The following is a 16100-nucleotide window of genomic DNA, read 5'->3' on the forward strand; positions in this document are numbered from 1 at the left end:
CGCAGGGTGAGCCTCTTTGAGGCTCATTAATCCCGATGAGCTTACACCAGTAAGTGATTCGGGTAAGCGAGCGCAGCCAACGCATCTGCGGGTTGAAAGATGACGGGTATACGTTGGCAACTGTGGATAGTGGCCTTCGGCTTCTTCATGCAAACGCTGGACACCACCATCGTCAACACTGCCCTGCCCTCAATGGCGGCCAGCTTGGGCGAGAATCCGCTGCGCATGCAGTCGGTGATCGTCTCCTATGTGCTGACGGTGGCGGTGATGTTACCCGCCAGTGGCTGGTTGGCGGATAGAGTGGGCGTTAAATGGGTATTTTTCTCCGCCATTATTTTATTTACCCTCGGCTCATTACTGTGCGCGCAAGCTGAAACCCTGAATGAGCTGATTTCTTCCCGCGTCATTCAGGGGGTTGGCGGTGCCATGATGGTGCCGGTTGGCCGCCTGACGGTGATGAAAATCGTCCCGCGCGAGCAATATATGTCAGCAATGGCATTCGTCACATTGCCCGGTCAGATTGGGCCATTGGTCGGGCCTGCGCTGGGCGGTTTTTTGGTGGAATATGCCAGTTGGCACTGGATATTTTTAATCAATTTACCCGTCGGAGTGGTCGGTGCATTAGCCACTTTATGGTTGATGCCCAATTACACCACCCGCACCCGACGCTTTGATATCAGTGGTTTTATTATGTTGGCTATCGGTATGGCAACCCTGACACTGGCGCTGGACGGACACAAAGGATTGGGTCTGCCGCCGCTGGCGATTGTCGGTCTGGTATTGTGCGGAATATTAGCACTGGCCGGTTACTGGTGGCATGCCAAAGGTAACAGTTCGGCACTGTTCACACTGCGGTTATTCAACAATAAATCTTACTCTCTTGGCCTGATAGGCAGCATGAGCGCCCGTATCGGCAGTGGCATGTTGCCATTTATGACGCCGGTTTTCCTGCAAATCGGGCTGGGATTTACCCCCTTCCATGCCGGTTTGATGATGATCCCGATGATTATCGGCAGTATGGGCATGAAACGGATTATCGTGCGCGTGGTCAACCGTTTCGGTTACCGGCGGGTGTTGGTCAGTGCCACATTGTTGCTGGCGGTGGTCAGTCTCTGCTTCCCATTGGTAGCTTTGATGGGATGGACATTACTATTGCCGGTCGTGTTATTTTTACAGGGAATGCTCAACGCCCTGCGCTTCTCCACAATGAATACATTAGCGCTGAAAGATCTCCCCGATCGCCTGGCCAGCAGCGGCAATAGTTTATTGTCGATGGTGATGCAGTTATCCATGAGTCTGGGGGTCAGTACCGCCGGGATATTGCTCGGCGTATTTGCTCATAATCAGGTGGTGACGAATACCCCGGCGACCCACAGCGCGTTCTTATACAGCTATATCTGTATGGCTATTATTATTGCGCTGCCCGCCCTGATATTTAACCGTGTGCCACCGGATACCGGCACTAACCGTAATCTGCCTCGCGCATCCGCGAAAGCGGCCAACCGATAAAACAGGTGGAAATATCATGAGAATCGGCATTACCGGAAAACTGTTTATGGCGATTTTTGCCACTTGCATGCTGGTGCTCATTACGATGCATTGGGGGGTTAGAGCCAGCTTTGAGCGCGGTTTCATCGATTATATCAAGCAAAGTAATGAACAAAGGATCGCCATGCTGGGGGATGCGCTTGAAGTGCAATATCAGCGCTACGGTAACTGGGATTTTCTGCGCAACAATGACCAAATTATCTATCAGATAATGAAGTCTTTTGAGCAAAGTGGTGATAACAGCCGCAACCTGCCGCCACATGGCTGGCGCGCTCAGTTTTGGGTGGTCGATAGTCATAATAATCTGCTGGCAGGCCGTACCGACCGGGTGCCCAAAGAAGCCAGCCGCCAACCGATAACCGTAAATAATCAGGTGGTGGGCTGGGTGATGTCGACCCCGCCGGAAAAACTGACCCGTAATGCTGATATTAACTTTGACAGGCAACAACGCCGCACCAGTTGGATTATTGTTGGCCTGTCGACCCTGCTGGCCGCCGCCGCCACCTGGATTTTATCGCGCGGCATGCTTGCCCCGGTCAAACGTCTGGTAGAGGGAACTCATCGGCTGGCGGCGGGCGATTTCAGTGCTCGCGTGGCCGTCAGTAGCCGTGATGAGTTGGGCCGTTTGGCGCAAGATTTTAATCAGCTTGCCAGCTCACTGGAGAAAAACGAGCAGATGCGGCGCGACTTTATGGCAGATGTCTCGCATGAGTTGCGCACTCCGCTGGCGGTACTGCGCGGTGAACTGGAGGCGCTGCAAGATGGTGTGCGGGCACCGACACCAGAATCGTTAATTTCACTGCAAGCCGAAGTCGGGATACTGACCAAATTGGTTAACGACTTACACCAGTTATCACTTTCTGACCGTGGCGCATTGGCTTATCGTAAAACACAGCTCGATGCGGCTCGTCTGCTGCAAATTGCCATTGCCAGCTTCCGTGGCCGCTTTGAAAGCAAAAACATCACCATCACCACCCACCTACCGGAACAAGCGGTGATGTTCGGTGATCCCGATCGGCTAAACCAACTGTTTCATAATTTGCTGGAAAATAGCCTGCGCTACACCAACGAAGGCGGCCAGTTAGACATTAGCGCACAACAAGAAGAAGAGACCTTAACGCTGCGCTGGCAGGACAGTAAACCCGGCCTGAGCGACGAACAGTTACAACGTATTTTTGAGCGTTTTTATCGCACTGAAAGTTCACGTAACCGTGCCAGTGGCGGTTCGGGGCTAGGGTTGGCGATCTGTCACAATATTGTCGAGGCGCATGGAGGGAAAATCAGCGCCGAACATTCGCCTATGGGTGGCCTGCGGATTACGGTAGTATTCCCCCTATTCCATTCAATAGGGTAATTCATGTGATGCACGAACCGCTTCAGTCTGCCAGCCAGCCTGGCACCGTATTGATTGTTGAAGATGAACCCAAGCTCGGCCAGTTATTGGTCGATTACCTGCAAGCTGCGGGTTACAGCACCCAGTGGCTCACCAATGGAGCCGAAGTGGTCGCCGCAGTTCGCCAGTCTCCTCCGGCTATTATTTTGCTGGATCTGATGTTGCCCGGCAGTGATGGCATCAGTATTTGCCGTGAAATTCGCCGTTTTTCCGACGTGCCAATCATGATGGTCACCGCGAAGACAGAAGAAATTGACCGATTATTGGGATTAGAAATTGGTGCTGACGATTATATTTGCAAACCATACAGCCCACGGGAAGTGGTGGCTCGGGTTAAAACTATTCTGCGTCGCTGCCAACAACAGCGGGAACAACCCAGTGAGAGTGCGCCGCTGCTGATTGATGAATCCCGCTTCCAGGCAAGCTATCAGGGCCATCTGCTGGAGCTGACCCCGGCAGAATTTCGTTTGCTGAAAATCCTGGCAACCCAACCCGGCCACGTTTTTAGTCGCGAACAACTGCTGAATAATCTGTATGACGATTACCGCGTGGTAACTGACCGCACTATCGATAGCCATATCAAAAACCTGCGCCGTAAGCTGGAAGCACTTGATGGAGAGAAGCCATTTATTCGCGCGGTTTATGGAATGGGCTATCGCTGGGAAGCAGAGATCTGTCGTTTACTTTAATCTCATCATCTTAGGTTGGTGGTGACTCCGTGATTGACTACACTCATTGGAGGTACCACCACCAACAGGAGAAACATCATGGCCATGGGTCACTTTGAGATTAAGAAAGCAAAGAATGGGCAGTACTATTTCAATCTGAAAGCCAGTAATGGCGAAATCATTCTCACCAGTGAGATGTATGCCAGTAAAGCCTCCGCTGAAAATGGCATATCATCGGTACAAAGTAACTCCCCACTGGAAAGCCAATATGAGCTGAGACACAACACCAAAAATGAGCCTTATTTTGTGTTGAAAGCGAAAAACCATCAGATTATTGGTGTTAGTGAGTCCTACAGTTCCGAAGCTGCCGCTAAAAATGGTATTGCCTCAGTGATGAAAAACGGCCCGACCACCATTATTAAAGATCTAACGCTGTAATTTTATTGATTCGATAGCGCTTTTTACCTATTTATCCTGCTAAAAATGTATTCGCGCGGGGCCATTGACCGCGCTTTTCACGCCTCAGATTGATCCAGATCATTTAAACCTTACAAAAATTGTGCGATGGCTGATTTTCATGGTTGCCAAGGTTACAATCCTCGGCTTTTAGCCACCCCCTTGGGCGTGGTTCTGACTTGAACTCAGACTGAGAGCCGTTATATGTCTTTAACAAAAGTATCGTCACCAACATCTTCATCAAATACGCCTTTTACACCAGAATTGTTATCCCCGGCCGGTACCCTTAAAAACATGCGTTATGCCTTTGCTTATGGCGCAGATGCCGTTTATGCCGGACAGCCGCGCTATAGCCTGCGGGTGCGTAATAATGAATTCAATCATGAAAACCTGGCGTTAGGTATTCAGGAAGCCCATGCTTTGGGCAAGCGTTTCTATGTGGTGGTGAATATTGCGCCCCACAACTCCAAGCTGAAAACCTTCCTGCGTGATTTAAAACCGGTGATTGAGATGGGGCCTGATGCCCTGATTATGTCTGATCCCGGTTTGATCATGATGGTACGTGAGGCTTTCCCACAGATGGATATCCACCTGTCGGTGCAAGCGAATGCCGTGAATTGGGCGACCGTTAAATTCTGGCAGCAGATGGGGCTGACGCGCGTGATCCTTTCTCGTGAATTATCACTGGAAGAAATCGCTGAAATCCGCGCGCAAGTACCGGACATGGAACTGGAAATTTTTGTCCACGGCGCACTGTGCATGGCCTATTCTGGCCGCTGTCTGCTCTCCGGCTATATCAACAAGCGCGACCCGAATCAAGGAACCTGCACCAATGCCTGCCGCTGGGAATATAACGTCCAGGAAGGTAAAGAAGATGATATTGGCAATATCGTGCATATTCATCAGCCAATTACCGTTAAGAATGTCGAACCGACATTGGGTATCGGTGCCCCTACCGATAAAGTGTTTATGATAGAAGAAGCCCAGCGCCCAGGTGAATATATGACGGCATCGGAAGATGAGCATGGCACTTACATCATGAATTCCAAAGACCTGCGCGCCATTCAGCATGTCGAGCGCCTGACCAAAATGGGGGTGCATTCGCTGAAAATTGAGGGCCGAACCAAGTCATTTTATTACTGCGCCCGTACCGCGCAGGTGTATCGCCGTGCGATTGATGATGCCGTTGCTGGTAAGCCTTTCGATCCGACTCTGCTCACCACACTGGAGGGCTTGGCCCACCGCGGTTACACCGAGGGCTTCCTGCGCCGCCATGTGCATGAAGAGCAGCAAACTTACGAATACGGTTATTCGGTTTCAGAACGTCAGCAATTTGTCGGCGAATTTACCGGTATACGTCGTGATGGACTGGCGGAAGTGATCGTCAAAAACAAATTCTCAGTCGGCGACAGTGTTGAGCTGATGACCCCCAACGGGAATATCCAGTTTACACTTGAGAGCATGCAGGATAAAAAGGGCCAACCGGCAGATGTCGCACCAGGTAACGGGCATATCATGTATTTGCCAATTCCAGAGGACATTAATGTGGAATATGGCTTACTGATACGCAATCTGAACGGGACAAATAGCCGCAATCCCCATGAAAAAGCGTAACGAGAAGCAATAAAAAAATAATGCCATCGTCAGGATGGCATTTTTAGCAAATATTAGAAATGGATCACATCAATTATAATAACACTGGGGTAGGATAGCTCGAGTACAATCAAGAACTAAAAAAGTTTTAAAGCAAGACTAGGAACCACCTCCTTGGCTAGCCCAATCTCCCTTGGGCTGGCCTTTTCTTTTTTATTAACTAACCCATTGATTATAAGTAATTTTAACAATTTTCTATTATTAATGATTCTTGTTAAAGCGTTAGGCAATAATAAGAATAGCCCTTTATCGCGAATAACCCACCCTAAATAAAAATTATCTTCGCTAAATAAATATTTCAGTAAAAATAAAAACTATTTTATTAAGAATAACTATTACTGATATTCTGCGTTATTTATTGAATAATCTGATAGATAAATTAAACAGGTATGGGTTACTGTTACTCTTATTGCAGAAACTCACTGGAGCAAGTTATGACCTCAATGCCGCACGCTCTTCTTATCCTAAATGGCAAAGAAGCGGGTAATCAAGATGTTCGCTGTGCAGTCAAAAACTTGCGTGATGAAGGTGTGACTCTCCATGTTCGCGTGACCTGGGAACAAGGCGATGCAAAACGCTATGTCGATGAGGCGGCGATACTGGCGGTCGAGACGGTCATTGCCGGTGGAGGCGATGGCACTATCAATGAGGTAGCCAGTGCGCTAATGGCATTACCGGAGTCCAATCGCCCCAGTTTGGGTATTCTGCCACTGGGCACGGCCAATGATTTTGCCACCAGTTGCAGTATTCCTCTGCAAATAGACAACGCATTACAGTTAGCAGTTAAAGGGCGAGAGGTAGCCATCGATTTAGCACAAGTGAATGACAAACACTATTTCATCAATATGGCGACAGGTGGCTTTGGCACTCGCATTACCACCGAGACCCCCGAGAAACTCAAAGCCGTGTTGGGGGGCGCGTCTTACTTTATTCATGGCTTAATGCGCATGGATACGATTAAAGCTGACAGTTGTGAAATTCGTGGCCCTGACTTTGAATGGTCTGGCGATGCCTTAGTTATAGGGATTGGTAATGGCAGGCAAGCCGGTGGCGGGCAGCCTCTCTGCCCCGATGCGCTGATTAATGATGGTCTGCTGCAATTACGTTTGTTGATCGCTGAAGAATTGCTTCCCGCCCTGCTAAGCAGTGTCTTTCGTGGTGAGAAAAACAAAAACGTGGTTGAGACCACTTTGCCTTGGCTCGAAATCACCGCTCCCCATGACATCACTTTTAATTTGGATGGCGAACCGCTGTCAGGAAAAAACTTTCGTATTGAGGTTATTCCTAATGCTATCCAGTGCCGCTTACCTCCCAATTGCGAGTTATTAGGCTAAAGAGCTGAACATGGGCTATTAATGATTAGCCCATGAATATCCTCGATTTTATTGCCATTCCAGCTTTGCCATCTCCTCTGTATCATCCCAAAACTCGTTAAAGTAGCTGCATTTCCCACAACAAAACCTTTCATTTCAATCCAATTTTCTTTTATTTTTAATATTCACTTTGAAAGGTTTATCTTTCAAAGTGTGATCTATATGCAATAAATAGATCTAAAAAATGATTATGGTAGTGCACATGGCGACAAACAAGATGCTGAAGTTCATTCTGATACCTCAGTGTTTTGCAACCGCTTTAGCACGCGGAACACTAAATTTCTTTTGATAACAAAAGATTATAAAAACAGCCATAACCTCGATTACAGGAGAAGAAGCATGATTGAACTTATAACCCATGGAGCCGAGTGGTTTATCGGACTCTTCCAAAAAGGGGGAGAAGTTTTTGTTGGAATGGTCACCGGGATTTTACCTTTATTAATTAGTTTGTTAGTCATCATGAATGCACTGATCAAGTTTGTCGGTCAGGACAGAATTGAACGATTGGCACAACGTTGCGCGGGTAACCCCGTGTCGCGTTATCTGTTACTGCCAGTGATTGGTACCTTTGTATTCTGTAACCCAATGACATTAAGTCTTGGGCGTTTTATGCCAGAAAAATACAAGCCAAGTTATTACGCAGCCGCATCCTATAGCTGTCACTCAATGAATGGTTTGTTCCCACACATTAACCCGGGCGAGTTGTTCGTGTACCTCGGTATAGCCAGTGGCTTAACCACTCTGGGCCTGCCATTAGGCCCGCTGGCGGTGAGCTACTTCCTGGTCGGGATGGTTACCAACTTCTTCCGCGGCTGGGTTACTGACCTGACGACATCCATTTTCGAACGCAAAATGGGCATTCGCCTGGATCGTAACGTACAACTTTAATATGTAATTCAAATACATACTGTGTGGAGCAGATCATGAGTGAGTTTATCCGGATTGAAAAAGGCGAAGGCGGTTGGGGTGGCCCATTAGAGTTGCCAATCGTCCCCGGTAAAAAAATTGTTTATATCACCGCGGGCACTCGCCCAGCCATTATTGACCGCATTAGCGAACTGACAGGCTGGGAAGCGGTAGATGGCTTCAAAGAAGGCGAACCGCCTGCTGAGGAAATCGCGGTCGCTATTATTGATTGCGGTGGCACCTTGCGTTGCGGCCTGTATCCGAAACGCCGTATACCAACCGTCAACATCCATTCAACAGGTCAATCAGGGCCGATGGCGAAATACATACTGGAAGATATCTATGTTTCCGGTGTACGTGAAAAAAACATCAATAAAATCAGCAAAACCGATGGCGCAGCAGCCGTAGCTGCACAAACAGAATCCACAGTAGAAGCTGCTCCGCAAGCGGCAGCAACTGCCGCCAAAGGTGGCCGTGATTACGATACCACCAAGAAAATCACTGAGCAAAGTGACGGTTTGTTGGCAAAAGTAGGTATGGGCATGGGCTCTGTGGTTGCGGTGTTCTTCCAGTCAGGCCGCGACACCATTGATACGGTACTGAAAACCATCCTGCCGTTTATGGCCTTCGTCTCGGCATTAATCGGCATCATCATGGCATCCGGTTTGGGTGACTTTATTGCCCACGGCTTGACACCACTGGCCAGCAGCCCAATTGGATTAGTGCTCTTGGCGCTGATCTGCTCCTTCCCGCTGCTGTCTCCGTTCTTAGGCCCAGGGGCCGTTATTGCACAAGTTATCGGTGTATTGGTTGGGGTTCAAATTGGTTTGGGGAATATCCCACCACAATTAGCCCTGCCAGCTTTATTTGCGATTAATGCTCAAGCGGCATGTGACTTCATCCCGGTTGGCCTATCACTGGCTGAAGCGAAGCAAGATACCGTCCGTGTCGGGGTGCCATCAGTGTTGGTTGGCCGCTTCCTGACCGGTGCGCCGACCGTATTGATTGCCTGGGCAGCATCCGCCTTTATTTATCAGTAAGACATTATCAGTAAGACAGAAGCATTAGAATTTCTGTAATACATTCAACGGTTAAGGATGTACGTATGAATACTATTTATCAGACAACCATTATCAATATCGGAGACAGCGCCCGCGAGGCGCTGTTAGATGACATGCTCATCACCTTCCGCGAAGGGGCACCGAAAGATATTGAAGAGTTCTGCTTTATCCACCAGCACAGCGCTACCGATGGGGAATTACAGGCAGGCAACATTATGGAATTGGCCGAGACGCGCTATGTCATCACCGCCGTGGGTGAAGTGGCGACGCAAAATTTGCGTGAGCTGGGCCATATCACCATCCGTTTTAACGGTGATGAGCAGCCTGAATTTCCTGGCTCCATTCATGTCATTGGCCCGACACCGACTGATGTACCGGTCGGCAGTGCATTGAAATTTATTCGTTAATTTATTTTTTGGAGGTGTATATGTCACAACAAGTAGCAGTAGTGATTGGTGGTGGGCAAACTCTGGGGGCATTTTTGTGCCATGGTCTGGCCGAAGCAGGTTATAAAGTGGCCGTTGCTGACTTGAATTCCACTAACGCACAATTAGTTGCTGATCAGATTAATGCTGAATATGGTGCAGATAGCGCACAAGGTTTTCAGGTTGATGCCACCAATGAAAGCAGCGTACAAATGCTGGCAAAAGCAGTCGATCAGCGCTTCCATCAAACCAATTTACTGGTTTACAGCGCCGGTATCGCCAAGGCCGCACCTATCACTGATTTCCCTTTGGATGATTTTGACCGCTCACTGCAAGTGAACCTGGTCGGTTACTTCTTATGTGCGCGTGAGTTCTCCCGCCTAATGATTCGTGATGGTATTGCTGGTCGCATCATCCAAATCAATTCCAAATCAGGTAAAGTGGGTAGCAAACACAACTCCGGTTACAGTGCAGCGAAATTTGGTGGTGTGGGTTTGACACAATCGCTGGCACTGGATTTGGCAGATTACGGCATCACCGTTCATTCGCTGATGTTAGGAAATCTGTTGAAATCGCCGATGTTCCAGTCACTTTTACCGCAGTATGCCGCCAAGTTGGGTATCAAACCGGAAGAAGTTGAAAAATATTATACCGATAAAGTGCCACTAAAACGTGGTTGCGATTATCAAGATGTACTCAATACCCTGTTGTTCTACGCCAGTGATAAAGCCGCCTATTGTACCGGCCAATCCATTAATATCACCGGCGGGCAAGTGATGTTTTAAAGTTGTTGGTATCAAGCCCGAATCGCTGTCTCGCACCAGTGGTTCGGGTGCCAATTTGCCAAAGGTAGCTAACACTGCTGCAGTACCAAGACAAAAAGGTAAATTATGTCTCCTACATCCGCACTAATCAGCATTGTCATCATCGCCTGGGTTCTGCAAATCTTGCTTGGATGGTGGCAAATCAATCGTTTTAACCGTGCTTTTGATCGGCTTTGCCAACACGGTAAATCGGTCGGTGTTGGACGTTCTGGCGGGCGTTTTAAACCCAGAGTCGTGATGGCGCTGGCTTTTGATGAAAACATGCGTGTCAGTGACAGCATGATCATGCGAGGAATCAGTGTTTTTGCCCGCCCACGCACATTAGCGCACCTCCATGGGTTACATCAGCAGGATTTAATCCCGGATGTGATCTTCCCTACGGATACAGCATGTCAAACTGCACTATCATTAGCGATTAAACCGAAATCATGATATTTTCACAATGAAAGTTATTCTTTTTCATGTGAAAGTTATGCCTGAAAAAGAGGCAATGGAAATACTTGAGCAGGAATCGTTATGAAACCAAAGCAGCGACAAGTCGCTATCCTGGAATATCTCCAGCAGCACGGTAAAACGGCTGTTGATCAACTTGCCGCCCATTTTTCGACCACTGGCACGACAATCCGCAAAGATTTAACCAGTCTTGAAAATGAAGGTGCGGTTATTCGCACCTACGGCGGGGTGGTGTTAAATCGCGACGATGTTGAGCAACCCATCGACCGTAAAACACATATTAATACTGAGAAGAAAAAGCAAATAGCCAAAGCGGCCAGTAAGCTGATTAATGACGGCGATAGTCTGGTTTTTGATGCCGGCAGCACTGTGCTGCAAATGGTGCCGCACCTGGCCAAATTCAACAATATTACGGTGATGACCAACAGCTTGCATATCGTCAATGAATTGGTCGAGCTGGATAACGATCAGACTATCTTGATGCCGGGCGGCACATACCGTAAAGGTTCAGCCTCTTTCCATGGCAGTCTGGCGGAGTCTGCCTTTGACAAGTTCAGTTTCGATAAACTGTTTATCGGTGCAGATGGTGTTGATCTTAATGCCGGTGTCACCACGTTTAACGAAGTTTATCATGTCAGTACCGCTATGTGTCACGCCGCCAGTCGTATCATTCTGCTGGTCGACTCTTCCAAATTTGGCCGTAAAAGCCCCAATGTGGTTTGTGCGCTGAGTGCCGTTGATATCCTGATTACCGATAAAGGTATTAGCGCCGAGTATTTGCAGGAACTACAGAAAATGGGCATTAACATCATTCTGGTTGATAAAGATGACTAATCCACTGCTTGCCTATGCCCGTGAAACACTGGAAATTGAGCTGAAAGAAGCCCAGCGTTTGTTATCGCGGTTAGATAATAATTTTGTCCACGCTTGCGAATTGTTGTTGGCCTGCACCGGTAAAGCGGTGGTTTCTGGCATTGGCAAATCCGGCCATATTGGTAAAAAAATTGCCGCCTCACTGGCCAGTACCGGCACCCCATCCTTTTTCGTTCACCCAGCCGAAGCATTGCACGGCGATTTAGGGATGATCGGCCCGCAAGATGTATTGATTTTTATCTCTTATTCAGGACGCGCTAAAGAACTGGATTTGATCCTGCCGTTGCTGGCAGACAGCCATATTCCGGTAATTGCTATCACTGGCGGTTTAGAGTCGCCACTGGCGCAAGGTGCAGCCTGTGTACTGGATATCAGTGTTGAGCATGAAGCATGCCCGATGGGGCTGGCCCCCACCTCCAGCGCAGTAAATACCCTGATGATGGGAGATGCATTGGCAATGGCCCTCATGCGCCATCGCGGTTTTAATGCAGAAGATTTTGCGCGTTCACATCCCGGTGGGAGTTTGGGCGCGCGGTTACTCAATCGGGTTCATCATCTAATGAGAACCGGTGACCGCTTACCGGTGGTAAATGAATCTGACAGCGTGATGGAAGCTATGTTGGAACTGAGTCGCACCGGATTAGGGCTGGTGGCGGTATGTGATCCTAACCAAAAGGTTGTGGGTGTTTTCACTGATGGTGATTTGCGCCGCTGGTTGGTCAAAGGAGGCACCTTGCAACAACCGCTCGGGCGCGCGATGACCCGCCCAGGTTTCCGATTGCCAGAACAATGGCGCGCCGGTGAAGCATTAGAAGCACTGCATCAGCATCATATCAGTGCGGCACCAGTGGTTGATCTTGATGGCAAACTGGTTGGCGCTATCAACTTGCACGATTTACATCAAGCCGGCGTTGGCTGATATCCCCGTCATCTTTCAAGTTACAGGTGTGTTGGCTGCTCTCGCTTACCCGAATCACTTACTGGTGTAAGCTCATCGGGGTGCCCTCGTTTGCCGCCTTCCTGTAACTTGAAATCTATTGGGGCTATATTTTTGTTGTCATCTTTCAAGTTGCAGGTGTGTTGGCTGCTCTCGCTTACCCGAATCACTTACTGGTGTAAGCTCATCGGGGTGCCCTCATTTGCCGCCTTCCTGTAACTTGAAAACAATCAACCTTCAGTGCCAGTTAGGGTCTTGCTCTAACTGCTTTTTCAACATAGCTTGAATACTCTCGCTCGGGCGGCCCAACCATTGATAAGTGGCGAACTTACTCGGGGCATCTAGCGCCTCTGGCTTGTCGTCAACCGAAACCCGCATCCCCCATGCCTGCCAAACTTGTTTTTCATCCCGCCTAAAGGCAACCCACATAAAATTATTGCTGCAATCATGGGGTTTACAAATTCGCCCCACTTTATACTGCTGCCCTTCCCAATTTATCACCTCATATGGCGCGGATGTCCCGACACCTTTACGCGCCCAAGCAGGCAAGTTTTTTTGGCTTTTCACCATTTTTTGCCAGCTATTTTTATACACTGGCTGTTGCAGTAAATCTGCGGTGGTAGGCAGGGGTTTCGCTGGTGCGGGCTGAACAGGCGCTGAACTTGCAGGTGCCGACGCAACATTCGTCGCAGGTTGCGCAAAAGCCCAGGAACTGGCACTGAGTATTGTCGCGGCAATAAGACAATGGCGGGTTTTATGACCTTTCATTATCGAAAATCCTTATTATCTGATGAATCTATACTCTAAATAGATTGAAGTTTGACGGGGACACTCACTGGGTATTGAACTCGCCTCTATACAACAAATTGGCGGGCGTGATATGAGTTTGCCTGTCTATGACCCCCAACTGTAGAAAAAGTTGATCCATAGCACGAATTTTCATCCTAATTCTCGTTATAGCACAATCTGTATGACAGCTTGAGGTAAGCTATAAACCATATGATGAGTTGATAACCATACTCTAAATAATTCGGAAAAAGGCTATGCCATGTTGACCCTTGAATTACCCGAAGCCCCTGAGAAGCTGTATTACTCCGCTGGGGATGCCCATCCGCTAGACAAGCTAGAGAGCGATAAAATCGTTCAAATGGTCATCGATCTGGATGTTGCCAACTCTGATAGTGAGCATTACGTCACTGGCTGGATGGGGCTAAATAGCGTGGTGGTGATACGGAATTATCAAAACAAGCGCGGTACCGCCAACGGCTTTGTATTGAATAAAGGGGATCGCTATCGGCTGAGTGTTCAGTCAATTGAATTTCGTATTCCTAAAATGGTGTTATGGATGAGTTTTCGCCGCAAGCCTCGCACCATGGAGCTAATAACTTACGAAACTTTAGGCGACCAACCCAGTGGTATGCAGCAATATCGTAATATTCTCGAAGAGGAATTACGCCAGCAACTGGATGAAGATTGGCGCGAACTGAATGATTATCTGGGCGCGGCTTGCTGGCAAATAGAAAATGATGTTCCGCTGTGGCGGCAAGCGCATCGAGAAATCACTTTGGATGCCATTAACCAGCTCGCTGCTGCCCCCATTTTCCATACCAAACATTTGCAAGCTGATGGCAATTATGCCGGTTTCTGGGCAGGAGATTACTTTTTTGCCGTCAGGCAACCTACGGCAGATAACCCCTTGCCCGCGATACAAATTTCCTGGCGAGAAAATGAAAAAGAGATCGGCAGCTATCAGTTTGATCTTATAAAAGATGAGGCCGGCGAGCCGAAGTTGTTACTGTGCATTCGCCCACGCAAAGGGGCTGAAAGTTACCTGCTTAACCGTTTTGATGCCCATCATTTGCAGCGGGCCATCGCGATGTTTACCATGACTCGGCGCTATCTACTGGCATAACAAACGATATGAATAAAAACCTGCGGCTTCAAGACGACGGGTGCCCAAAGCCATTGGAGTCGTAGTTAACACCCCTGCGGCTTCAAGGGCGAAGGGCATTACCACCATCGGTGGAAATGATGCACCGGCCCGATCCCCTGCCCCACTTCAAGGGTATCGGCCTGCTCCAACGCCCCTTGCAGATAGTCTTTAGCTGCACTGACGGTATCTGGCCAATTGGCGTATCGAGGCCGCAATGCTGCCAGTGCTGCCGACAAGGTGCAACCCGTGCCGTGGGTATGTCGGGTATTAACCCGGCGCGTGACAAAACGCTGCTCGCCCTGAGCGGTAAACAGCCAATCCGGGCTTTCTTCCCCCCCCAAATGCCCTCCTTTCATCAATACCCCCTGACAGCCTAAAGCCAACAGTGCCCGCCCCTGCTGGCGCATCTCTTGCTCATCATGGGCGGGCTGGCAATCCAGCAGTGCTGCGGCTTCCGGCAAATTCGGGGTAATCAGGGCAACCTGCGGGAGCAGTATGCGGCGCACCGCATCTACTGCCTGCGGTGCCAGCAGTGGATCACCACTTTTAGCGACCATCACGGTATCTAATACCACAAATGGGATGGGATAACGGCGCAATTGTGTGGCGACAATATCGACAATTTCCGCATTTGCCAGCATGCCGATTTTGGCGCTGTCGATACGCACATCACTGAGAACAGAATCTAATTGAGCGGCAACAAAAGCGGGTTCGATGGGATAGACCGACTGCACACCACAGGTGTTTTGTGCCACTAAAGCGGTGATAATACTGGTGCCGTAGGCCTGTAATGCAGAAAAGGTTTTCAGATCAGCCTGGATACCGGCACCACCGCTTGGGTCAGTTCCGGCAATAGTTAACGCATTGATACGCTTCATTAATACACTTCCCTACGCTGGCATAATCCAGATCAGGTAATACGGGTAATATCTCAGCCATACCACGATTTGTAGCAGGCACCCCGAGTCAGAATTGTTATTATCGCGGTCAGGTGATAGAAGATCAATGATGTTTTAGCTAAACCAATGATCAACCCAGCAGTCCTGGAGATATAACCGAAGAATGAGCATCCAGATTCGTCAGTATCAAGAGAGTGACCGACCATTTCTGCGCACTTTGTATTTGGCATCACGTCAGGCCGCGTTTAGCTGGCTGGATGGGGAGCGCTTTCGTCTGGAGGATTTTGACCGCTCCACTCTGGGTGAAACCATTCTGGTGGCGATTGATGGCGATGACCACCTTGGTTTTGCCTCCATATTTATGGAGGAGAGTTTCCTGCATAATCTGTTTGTTGATCCTAAAGCGCAGCATCTTGGGGTAGGTAAGGCCTTATTACTGGCAGCACAACAGCTATTTACTTCTCATGGCTCATTAAAGTGCCTGACAAAAAACCAGCAAGCTCTGGCATTTTATCGCAAACAAAACTGGGTAGCAATTGCCTCCGGTAAGAGTAACGATGGCGACTATATATTAATGCATTGGCATAATGAAAAGATTAAATAAGACTAATATTGCGTCAGAGCCAGGTTTAAACCTGATTTACTCAGATTAACCACTCACTTAGAATATGGCCAAAAATAATTACACTTTAATTCTC

Annotated in this window: 17 protein-coding genes and 1 riboswitch; of the genes, 15 read left to right on the forward strand and 2 right to left on the reverse strand. The window is 48.6% G+C overall.

Features of this window, described 5'->3' with window-relative positions:
* Positions 1-99 precede the first annotated feature (99 nt).
* The 13 genes from mdtD (at position 100) to gutQ (ending at position 12552) form a co-directional block, all read left to right on the forward strand.
* Positions 100-1509 carry an MFS transporter gene (gene mdtD, locus HU019_RS11415; protein ID WP_174849065.1) on the forward strand — a complete coding sequence of 470 codons (1410 nt, stop codon included), beginning with the start codon at positions 100-102 and terminating at the stop codon, positions 1507-1509.
* Between the two features lie 16 nt (positions 1510-1525).
* Positions 1526-2902 carry an envelope stress sensor histidine kinase BaeS gene (gene baeS / locus HU019_RS11420; RefSeq protein ID WP_174849066.1) on the forward strand — a complete coding sequence of 459 codons (1377 nt, stop codon included), beginning with the start codon at positions 1526-1528 and terminating at the stop codon, positions 2900-2902.
* Between the two features lie 8 nt (positions 2903-2910).
* Complete coding sequence (gene baeR, locus HU019_RS11425; protein WP_174849067.1) at positions 2911-3630, forward strand: envelope stress response regulator BaeR; 720 nt, start codon at positions 2911-2913, stop codon at positions 3628-3630.
* 78 nt (positions 3631-3708) lie between these two features.
* On the forward strand, positions 3709-4047 hold the full coding sequence (locus tag HU019_RS11430) for a YegP family protein (RefSeq protein WP_174849068.1): 339 nt from the start codon (positions 3709-3711) through the stop codon (positions 4045-4047).
* 222 nt (positions 4048-4269) lie between these two features.
* The gene (gene trhP / locus HU019_RS11435; protein WP_174849069.1) at positions 4270-5679 is read left to right on the forward strand and encodes a prephenate-dependent tRNA uridine(34) hydroxylase TrhP; all 1410 of its coding nucleotides are present in this window, start codon (positions 4270-4272) and stop codon (positions 5677-5679) included.
* A gap of 482 nt (positions 5680-6161) precedes the next feature.
* Positions 6162-7052, forward strand: a complete 891-nt coding sequence (yegS, locus tag HU019_RS11440) for a lipid kinase YegS (RefSeq protein WP_174849089.1) — start codon at positions 6162-6164, stop codon at positions 7050-7052.
* Between the two features lie 378 nt (positions 7053-7430).
* Complete coding sequence (srlA, locus tag HU019_RS11445) at positions 7431-7979, forward strand: PTS glucitol/sorbitol transporter subunit IIC (protein ID WP_174849070.1); 549 nt, start codon at positions 7431-7433, stop codon at positions 7977-7979.
* A gap of 35 nt (positions 7980-8014) precedes the next feature.
* Entirely contained in the window at positions 8015-9037 is a 1023-nt protein-coding gene (gene srlE / locus HU019_RS11450) for a PTS glucitol/sorbitol transporter subunit IIB (protein ID WP_174849071.1), read from the forward strand.
* Positions 9038-9102: 65 nt separating this feature from the next.
* Positions 9103-9465 carry a PTS glucitol/sorbitol transporter subunit IIA gene (gene srlB / locus HU019_RS11455; RefSeq protein ID WP_174849072.1) on the forward strand — a complete coding sequence of 121 codons (363 nt, stop codon included), beginning with the start codon at positions 9103-9105 and terminating at the stop codon, positions 9463-9465.
* A 20-nt stretch (positions 9466-9485) separates the two neighbouring features.
* Positions 9486-10268 (forward strand): sorbitol-6-phosphate dehydrogenase, encoded by a 783-nt coding sequence (gene srlD, locus HU019_RS11460; RefSeq protein ID WP_050076354.1) that lies wholly within the window; start codon positions 9486-9488, stop codon positions 10266-10268.
* A gap of 105 nt (positions 10269-10373) precedes the next feature.
* Positions 10374-10739: a transcriptional regulator GutM gene (gene gutM / locus HU019_RS11465; protein ID WP_005172508.1), complete on the forward strand. Its 366-nt coding sequence runs from the start codon at positions 10374-10376 to the stop codon at positions 10737-10739.
* Between the two features lie 84 nt (positions 10740-10823).
* Positions 10824-11594, forward strand: a complete 771-nt coding sequence (srlR, locus tag HU019_RS11470) for a glucitol operon DNA-binding transcriptional repressor SrlR (protein WP_174849073.1) — start codon at positions 10824-10826, stop codon at positions 11592-11594.
* Positions 11587-12552, forward strand: a complete 966-nt coding sequence (gutQ, locus tag HU019_RS11475) for an arabinose-5-phosphate isomerase GutQ (protein ID WP_174849074.1) — start codon at positions 11587-11589, stop codon at positions 12550-12552. The genes srlR and gutQ overlap by 8 nt, the downstream gene beginning before the upstream one ends.
* A 255-nt stretch (positions 12553-12807) precedes the next feature.
* Here the strand turns inward: gutQ and HU019_RS11480 are convergent, their stop codons facing one another.
* Positions 12808-13338 carry an inhibitor of vertebrate lysozyme family protein gene (locus HU019_RS11480; RefSeq protein ID WP_174849075.1) on the reverse strand — a complete coding sequence of 177 codons (531 nt, stop codon included), beginning with the start codon at positions 13336-13338 and terminating at the stop codon, positions 12808-12810.
* A gap of 280 nt (positions 13339-13618) precedes the next feature.
* Between HU019_RS11480 and HU019_RS11485 the strand changes: the two genes are divergently transcribed.
* Positions 13619-14482 (forward strand): hypothetical protein, encoded by an 864-nt coding sequence (locus tag HU019_RS11485; RefSeq protein ID WP_174849076.1) that lies wholly within the window; start codon positions 13619-13621, stop codon positions 14480-14482.
* A 98-nt stretch (positions 14483-14580) separates the two neighbouring features.
* On the opposite strand, the gene thiD is transcribed toward HU019_RS11485, so the two are convergent.
* Positions 14581-15381 carry a bifunctional hydroxymethylpyrimidine kinase/phosphomethylpyrimidine kinase gene (gene thiD / locus HU019_RS11490; protein ID WP_174849077.1) on the reverse strand — a complete coding sequence of 267 codons (801 nt, stop codon included), beginning with the start codon at positions 15379-15381 and terminating at the stop codon, positions 14581-14583.
* Positions 15374-15477, reverse strand: a riboswitch (TPP riboswitch). It overlaps the preceding gene by 8 nt.
* Positions 15478-15565: 88 nt before the next feature.
* Here thiD and HU019_RS11495 point away from each other — a divergent pair.
* Positions 15566-16006, forward strand: coding sequence for a GNAT family N-acetyltransferase (locus HU019_RS11495; RefSeq protein WP_174849078.1), 441 nt, complete (start codon positions 15566-15568; stop codon positions 16004-16006).
* Positions 16007-16100: the final 94 nt, after the last annotated feature.

It is taken from the genome of Yersinia artesiana, from assembly GCF_902726545.1.
In the GTDB taxonomy this organism is placed as follows: Bacteria; Pseudomonadota; Gammaproteobacteria; order Enterobacterales; family Enterobacteriaceae; genus Yersinia; species Yersinia artesiana.